General features: G+C 60.0%; 3 protein-coding genes. All 3 read right to left on the bottom strand.

Annotated elements, in window-relative coordinates; all coding sequences use genetic code 11:
- Positions 1-322: 322 nt before the first annotated feature.
- The gene (locus WBV42_RS02880) at positions 323-796 is read right to left on the bottom strand and encodes a hypothetical protein (protein ID WP_423984699.1); all 474 of its coding nucleotides are present in this window, start codon (positions 794-796) and stop codon (positions 323-325) included.
- A gap of 81 nt (positions 797-877) precedes the next feature.
- Positions 878-1,342, bottom strand: a complete 465-nt coding sequence (locus WBV42_RS02875) for a DUF5804 family protein (protein ID WP_423984698.1) — start codon at positions 1,340-1,342, stop codon at positions 878-880.
- 78 nt (positions 1,343-1,420) lie between these two features.
- A complete protein-coding gene (locus WBV42_RS02870; RefSeq protein WP_423984697.1) occupies positions 1,421-1,795 on the bottom strand; it encodes a cyclic nucleotide-binding/CBS domain-containing protein in 375 nt (124 codons plus the stop codon).
- Positions 1,796-1,857: the final 62 nt, after the last annotated feature.

The raw sequence follows: 1,857 nt of genomic DNA, 5'->3' as shown, positions 1-1,857 counted from the left end.
TACGACGACTGCCCGCTCGTCGTCACCATCTTCCCCGACAGCGGCGAACGCTATCTCTCGACCGGGATGTTCGACTGAGGTATCGTCCCGCGCCACTTCTATCCCTTTCTCCCTGCTTATCGTCGGCATTAAACACGTAATCCTGCGGTTCTGGACCGTTTTCACAAACTGAGAACGATGGTCAGCCGTTTTTAGGTCGGATCTCCTGTGTCGAACTGGGTTCGGACACGAGTGACTCATGCCTCCCAATGGTCTTGCTGACGCACCCAACTCGGTCCCCCCACAGTACCCGCCCACTCCCCACCTCTAGTCGTTCTCCCGACTATTCGCTCTCCCGGGCTTCGATCAGTACCGCGACGGAGTTTTGGAGGTACCGCATTGCAGTTGCGAGGCTCATCAAGCCATCCATCACCGCCTGTCTGCTCGCTCCGTCGGGGTAGATGCGATGTTCGAGCTGAATCGAGCGTGCATCCTTGAATTCACACGAACTCCCATCCGCGTCGAGAAACGTGTAAAACCCGGGCGTCGATGCCAGCATCGGTCCGATTCGGCCCAGCAGCTCGTTTCGCTCCTCCTCGTTTTCGACGAGCGCCCGCGTTCTCTCGGTATCGAAAGCGGTGTTGCTGACCAAGCGAACCGGGCCGAGCGTGTCCTCCTTGATGAGATGTAGCGGCAGTCGTGCGAGTCGAAGCTGAATGTTGAACTCCGTCCCCTCCTCGGTCACGTGCTGAACGTCGTTGACGACGTTCCCATCTAGCCACGCCGCGACCTGTTCTTCGCTGATTGGCCCCACCATACAGCACCGTCCGCCGAGAACGAGCAAAAGGGTTGTGCCGGATAGAAGCTCAGGAACCAAGTTCGAACGGACGAGATCCGTCTACGAGCGGAACTCTTCTTCGGTCACGCGGACGACCACGGTGTCGTCCACGTCGCGCAGATCGTATTCGGGGACGCCATCGACGGTTCGGGCGACGTACATCGGTTCGACGAGTTCAGCGCCGAACTCCTCCTCCACGACACCGTACACCTTCAGGAGCGGGTCCGTTTCGGCCGGTTCGACCTCGCGGTCGCGCACCCGAGCGGCGAGCTTTCGGGAGAGCCACTCCTCGTCGCTCACGCTCGGGTCGAGCACGAGCGCCTCGTCGACGAACCGAACCAGGTACCAGTTCAGGTCGTTCAACAGCGACGTCGCCGAGCCGACGCTGATGGTCTCCAGTTCGAGGCAGTTGCGATACGGTTCGCGGAGTTGGTAGGTCCCGAGCGCGTCGCGCGCCGTCTCCCTGGAGAACAGTTCGGCGCGCAATTCGACTTCCTCCGAACCGACGAGCAGGACGCGGGTCACAGTTTTCGGTGGCAGCGGCGAACTAAAGCGATTTCGTCTTCCACCGACCCCGAAATCGAGTTTCGGTGTGGACGACGTTCAGGAGAGAAGGGTAGTCACGTCGGTGGACGAGACCATCCCCACGTACTCGTCATCGACGACGGGGAGGTGCTTGATGCCGTACGTGGTCATCATCGCGGCGACTTCTTCCATGTAGAGGTCGGGCGTGACCGTCTCGACGTCCGTCGTCATCACGTCCGCGACCGTTACTTGCGTGGGATCCAGACCGTCAGCGGCGACTTCGAGCACGTCGGAACTGCTGATGATCGCTCGGGGGGAGGTCGTCACCACGAGCGCGCTGATTTCGTTGTCGCGCATCACCTTCGCGGCCTCGGTGATCGTCGCATTCTTCGACACCGTCATCAGCGGCGTCGACATCATATCTCTGACTTGTTTTCTGTCGTTATTGCTCATCCATCCCATAGATGTGCCGAGGGACCATTGTTGTTTTCCCGCTACGTGGGAATGCAACGGAC

Origin of the sequence: Haladaptatus sp. (assembly GCF_049589095.1) — an archaeon.
GTDB lineage: Archaea > Halobacteriota > Halobacteria > Halobacteriales > Haladaptataceae > Haladaptatus.
The sequence above is the reverse complement of the archived record's forward strand: the minus strand, read 5'-3'. Positions and strand labels throughout refer to the sequence as shown.

Coding starts and splice junctions, on each gene's coding strand:
- WBV42_RS02880 (WP_423984699.1), bottom strand. CDS start 796: ATGGTGGGGCCAATCAGCGAAGAACAGGTCGCGGCGTGGCTAGATGGG.
- WBV42_RS02870 (WP_423984697.1), bottom strand. CDS start 1,795: ATGAGCAATAACGACAGAAAACAAGTCAGAGATATGATGTCGACGCCG.